Source organism: Clostridium sp. UBA5119, assembly GCF_002414285.1.
Lineage (GTDB): Bacteria > Bacillota > Clostridia > Clostridiales > Clostridiaceae > Clostridium_J > Clostridium_J sulfidigenes.
Genome location: NZ_DHYX01000099.1, coordinates 1 through 392 on the forward strand (window position 1 = coordinate 1; position 392 = coordinate 392).

1 protein-coding gene is annotated in these 392 nt (G+C 30.1%); it reads left to right on the top strand.

Translation table 11 applies throughout. The features are described 5' to 3' along the window. Positions 1-348, top strand: a 348-nt coding sequence (locus B2671_RS15300; protein WP_346871181.1) for a lytic transglycosylase domain-containing protein, incomplete at its 5' end; no start/stop codon positions are given. Positions 349-392: the final 44 nt, after the last annotated feature.

The following is a 392-nucleotide window of genomic DNA, read 5'->3' on the forward strand; positions in this document are numbered from 1 at the left end:
GGATTAATGCAGATAATGCCAGATACGGGAAAGTGGATTGCAGAAAAACTAGAATTAAGTAACTTTAATGAAGAAATAATATCAGATCCTGAGATGAATATAAGAATGGGAACTTGGTATTTGAAAAAATTGAGTGAGGATTTTAACGGCGACTATATTCTTGTATTAGCAGCTTACAATGGTGGTCCTGGAAATGTTACTAAGTGGCTTGAGGATGAGAAATATTCTATCGATGGAGAAAACCTTCATAAGATTCCATTTAAGGAAACTAAAAGTTATGTTCAAAAGGTTAAATTTAATCATAGAGTATATAGATATCTATACAATTTAGGTGAAAAGACAGAGTAAAACATATATTGCAATAACTATAGTAATAAACCCAATTTAATTTA